The 5,207-nt window shown below is 37.9% G+C and carries 5 protein-coding genes; all 5 read right to left on the reverse strand.

The features are described from left to right. Positions 1-346 precede the first annotated feature (346 nt). The 5 genes from NZ519_11660 to NZ519_11680 all read right to left on the reverse strand — a co-directional run bounded on the left by NZ519_11660 (position 347) and on the right by NZ519_11680 (position 5,059). Positions 347-589 (reverse strand): hypothetical protein, encoded by a 243-nt coding sequence (locus NZ519_11660; protein MCS7029410.1) that lies wholly within the window; start codon positions 587-589, stop codon positions 347-349. After that, the gene (locus tag NZ519_11665; GenBank protein ID MCS7029411.1) at positions 523-1,590 is read right to left on the reverse strand and encodes a glycosyltransferase; all 1,068 of its coding nucleotides are present in this window, start codon (positions 1,588-1,590) and stop codon (positions 523-525) included. The genes NZ519_11660 and NZ519_11665 overlap by 67 nt, the downstream gene beginning before the upstream one ends. 27 nt (positions 1,591-1,617) lie before the next feature. Beyond that, entirely contained in the window at positions 1,618-2,814 is a 1,197-nt protein-coding gene (locus NZ519_11670) for a bifunctional 3,4-dihydroxy-2-butanone-4-phosphate synthase/GTP cyclohydrolase II (protein MCS7029412.1), read from the reverse strand. Between the two features lie 230 nt (positions 2,815-3,044). Continuing rightward, on the reverse strand, positions 3,045-4,280 hold the full coding sequence (locus tag NZ519_11675; protein ID MCS7029413.1) for a hypothetical protein: 1,236 nt from the start codon (positions 4,278-4,280) through the stop codon (positions 3,045-3,047). Between the two features lie 14 nt (positions 4,281-4,294). Continuing rightward, positions 4,295-5,059: a type III pantothenate kinase gene (locus NZ519_11680; protein ID MCS7029414.1), complete on the reverse strand. Its 765-nt coding sequence runs from the start codon at positions 5,057-5,059 to the stop codon at positions 4,295-4,297. Positions 5,060-5,207 lie beyond the last annotated feature (148 nt).

Raw genomic sequence — 5,207 nt, forward strand, 5'->3', positions numbered from 1 at the left:
TACGGGCTACGCTAACGCTTCGGTGCTTCGCTTCGCTGCGCACCGTGCTGACGCACGCCCTTCGCATGCCTCACGCAGAAGACGCAGCAAGTATGCTAAACCTATCTATCAAAACTTTTACCTTGTAAGTAACTGATAATGAACAGAAAACAAGATAAAAATATATTTTAACCTTGTAAATCCTTGAAAATCAATTCAAAATAAGGTAAAAGTTGCATATTTAAGGTTGAAGTATCGTATAAAGTCCATATATTGAAGGTTTAACCTTGCAAAGATTTGAAAATCAATCTAAAACAAGGTAAAGTAATAACATTTGAAACAGGGTAAAAGTTTTTAACCTTGTAAGTTATTGAAAATGAATATCAAACAAGGTAAAACATCCAAATGCAGCGTGCGTGAGGGATACGCAGCATGCCGTTAGGCAGTGCGTAGTGTTAGCGTAGCACCGTAGCGAAGCGTAGTGCGTAGTAGCCCGACCCGAGCGCAGCGAGGGACACGCCCAAAAAAATAAACTAAACTCTTTTATAGCGAAGCATACGCTTGCACCAAAACCTTTTGTTGATTCTGCCAAGTATACTCTTCGTACCATTCACTACTCCGCCGATAATATACTAACGGAAGCTGTATGCTATCTATATGCAAATCAGACAGACCAAAATCTAACCTTTGATTCAAATTGTCCCAATATGTATTGGCTGTGTATAAAATAGGAATACGATAATACACAAACTCAAACCATTTTGTAGGCAAACATTCCATAATGTTAGGTAGAGGTTCGTACAACATCAATCCCAAAACTTTTTCTTTTACTTTACACATCTCTGTCAACAAGCGTACAATATGTTCGTATGGTAAATAATTTTGATGAGGATACACATATATATCGGAATGGATAGGTATATCTGTAAAAATTCCCGAACCCGCTATTACTAAAGCTGTTTTGTAACGTTTTTGAAGTAATTTCCAAGTCTTCAAAGCATTTAGAATGCCCCATTCTTTGGCAATATTACCTGTGTATAACAAGATCAATTCGTAAGTATCAGGATTGAAGTTAAGTTCGTAGCTTTTAGCAGGTTCAATAGGCTGGTAAGCATTGAGTACATAAAACACTCTATCAGATTTGAATTGAAGATAGTTATCATAAGATTGCTCTGCATAAATTACAGCATCCACATATTTGTGAACAAAAGATTGACAATAGCGAAGATATTGCAGTAAAAAAGGTTTGAGGTATTGCGGATAGTATTTTGCGAAACGTATATTTTTTGCATAGTTTTCATGCACATCATAAATAACTTTTATCCCTTGCTTTTTTAAGGCAGCGCAAATGGGCAATAATTCAGGCGTATGTAAATGAACTATGTCAGGCTTATCGCTAAGAATAATGTTTTGAATTTTCCTTCGCCTTTGATATCGGGCATAAAAGTTAGACCTATCAAAATGAGGTAAAGCAAGGCAATGAATATCGTTTTGAAAATATTCGACTTGTTCAGGGGTGCTATTTAGACCTATTACTTGCACTTGGTATCCTGCTTTTTGTAAAGAGAGAGAGTGCTTGTAAAATATGCGCGGGTGTAGCGGTGGGTTCAAGATAGAAGCATGAACAACCTTCATGAGTTATTTGAGTAAATGTCCCATTTTATCTCGTTTAGTTTCTAAATAACGCTTGTTATGGGGATTAGGTTTTACTTGCAAAGGGACAATTTCTACAATTTCTAATCCGTAGCCCATGAGTCCTGCGCGTTTAGTGGGGTTATTGGTCATTAGTCGCATTTTGGTAACGTTCATATCTCTTAAAATTTGTGCTCCGATGCCGTAATCTCTTTCATCCATTTTGAAACCTAATTGTAAATTAGCTTCTACGGTGTCTAATCCTTTTTCTTGTAATGCGTATGCTTTTAGTTTATTGAGAATGCCGATGCCTCGCCCTTCTTGCTGCATATAAACTAATAGCCCCTTGCCTTCTTTTTCTATCAAGTGAAGGGCAGCTTCTAATTGTTCGCCACAATCGCATCGACAGGAACCGAATATATCTCCTGTCATGCAAGAGGAATGTACGCGAACTAATATAGGTTCATCTTTTTGCCATTCTCCTTTGTGAATTACAAGATGTTCTTTTTCGTTATCTAATTGAGTGTATGCAGTCAGTTTGAAGTTGCCAAATTTAGTAGGTAAGTCTACGGTAATTTCTTTACGTACTTGGGTTTCTGTTCTTAGCCGATAGGCAATTAAATCTTTAATGGAGATAAGTTTGAGATTATGTTTTTGTGCAAATATTTGGAGTTGAGGTAATCTTGCCATAGTGCCATCCTCGTTCATAATTTCAACTAATACGCCTGCGGGGAATAGTCCTGCTAGGGTAGCTAAGTCTACGGCTGCTTCGGTATGTCCAGGTCTGCGGAGTACGCCCCCTTCCATTGCGCGAAGTGGAAAGATATGCCCAGGTCTGCCGAAGTCTTCAGGTTTGCTTTGAGGATCAATCAAAGCTTGTATAGTAGTGGCACGGTCGTAGGCAGAGATTCCAGTAGTACAACCTTTATGTTTATAGTCTACAGATACCGTAAAAGCAGTGCTGTGATAAGAAGTGTTATTTCCGACCATCATGTATAAGTCTAATTCTTTACATCTTTGGGGTGTGAGGGCAATACAAATCAATCCTCGGGCTTCTTTTGCCATGAAATTGATAATTTCAGGGGTAACATACTGTGCGGCTATAATGATATCTCCTTCATTTTCTCTATCTTCATCATCTACCACTACTAACATTTTGCCCTGTCTAAAATCCTCAATAGCTTCTTCTATGGTGCTAAACATACTACAAAATTAACACTAATCCACTTATTTTGATTGCAAACATTTTGGAATTTACATAAGCTTTTTTAACATGTAGATATGATTTTTTTGGACGTGTCCATAAGCAATGAGGGGGGAGCGAATGCTCACAAGGGCGCGTGCTGCGAGGTATGTACAGCATATCCCGACCCTTTTGCAGTAAGGGACAAGACAAACAAATAAATATAAAACTAAAAAACATTTGCGCATTATCAGTCTAACTTTCTGCGAGTAAACCATTTCTCACTAAGCGTAACCGAAAAAATACATTTAGCATACACTTCTTTGAGGTTTTGTTCTGGAAAGTATCCTCTCAAACCTATTTCTGCACTAAAATGTCCACGCGAAAGGTTTCTTTTAATCGGTAATCCTGCACCTAAGGTTATGCCTACCGTAGTAATAGGTTGGTTATTTTGAGAGGGAAAAAAATAATTTTGCTGCCAAAACAATCCCATACGATAATTTACTCTTTTGAAGTAAGAACGAATACTGTTATAATCAGGGATAATCTCTGCCCCTGCAGAAATACGCATCAAGTCTTGAAATCTTTCATTGACGCCTAAATCATACTGCGACCACGGCTGATACTGCACATCTAACACAAAAATTCGCCCTTTTACATTTTCTAATTCCCAACCTATGCCTAATTTATAGGGAGTAGTTGTCTTTCTTTCAATGGTTACCAAAGTGTCTATTAAAGATGCATTGTCATAGATAATGTTTCTTTTGGCTACTACTGTTGCAGGTAGGGTACCTGAAACACCTGTGCGAAGCTGCCATCTACTATTGAGTTTGAGGTCATAAATTGTCCCAAAGTTCCATGTAAGTCCCTGATAGTTTGTTTTTCTGTACACGGTAGCATACTGGGCTTTTACACTGTCATCAAAAAAGATTCGGGCATTGTTAGTAATAAATCCAAACAAGTATCCTGTTTGAACACCTACCAATAACCGCTTTCCAATTTCAAACGCGTTGCCTACAAAAACCTCTGAAATTCCACCTTTTCCTTCATATCGTACTAAACTGTTAAAATTGGCGTTATTTACAGGTTGTTGCTGTTGCAACTGATAGCCTGTTCTACTAAACGGTTTTATGCCCATAGAAAAACAATAAATTTTATTAGCAGGAAAAGCTAACTGAATACCGCTTATGCCTGCATTAAATAATTTATTGTCATCAATTCGGCTTTTGAGATATAAGTTTTGAGTAGATACCCCTGTTTCTACAGTTGTAAATTTTAAGCTTGCTGTGCTGGCGATATTTTGAGGATTCCAATAGATAGTGGAAATAGAAGCTAATCCTCCTCCGCCCATAGCTGCATTGCGGCAAGAATTAGTTAAAAACAGTTCTCCCAAGGCATACCGAGAGTAAGGTGTTGTAAAATAGTTCTGTGCTATGCTCACAAAGAAAAAGGAAGTTTGTACAAGTAAAAAAATGCTTAACCTCATACATTCAAATTTTACTACAAGTATTGCTTGGCAATTTTAGCCAAAGAGTGTAATCCTATGAATACCAAGTTTTCAATGACAAAAGTATAAAGGTTTTTGTGGGCTTCAAAATATTGCGCGTCGCCACCTGAAAGAATTACGATAGGATTTGAGTTGTTCAGTTCATTTTTGTATAGCTCAATCATTCCCTTTATTTCACAGTGAGTGGCTTGCATAACGCCTGCATGCATAGCTTCTTGTGTGTTTTTGCCTATCACGTTTGGTTTTTGTTCAGGAATAGAGAGCGCAGGTAATTTTGCTGTAAACTCATGCATAGCCTGATAGCGCATTTGAATACCTGGCGCAATTGCTCCACCGAGATACACTTTGTTTTTAGTTAAAATTTCATATTTGATACATGTACCTAAATCTACAATGATTACATCTTTTTCAGGAAATAAGGTATATGCCCCTAAAACCGATGCTATACGGTCAGAACCTAAGGTTTGCGGAGTTTTATAAGCTATGGTTATAGGTAGCGGAATAATTTTATTTTGAAAGTACAACTGCCCTTCTGCGTTTAAGGCACATGAAAGGACAGGTTTTTTGAGGTTTGATAAAAATTCATTTAGGAGTTGATCTTTATAGCCCACGTTTGCTATGACTGCAATATCGTACAATAAACCTGAAAAAGGGACAGGACTATTTAACGGAATACTTTGTTGGTTTATGCAATTTTCATCGTCGTACAAAGCCCATTTGAGGGCTGTGTTTCCAATATCTATCAATAGATACCGCACGCACAAATATAACTTTTTGTATCTGTTTTAAGGATTTTTCTTTGTCAAAACTGTGCAAAAGTTAAGTTTTAATTTTTTTGGGCGTGCCCTTGCCCACACTTCGCTTGCGCTTGTGTGGGCAAGGTCGGCGTGGGGGGGGGGGCGGGGG

The organism is Bacteroidia bacterium, from assembly GCA_025056095.1.
In the GTDB taxonomy this organism is placed as follows: Bacteria; Bacteroidota; Bacteroidia; order JANWVE01; family JANWVE01; genus JANWVE01.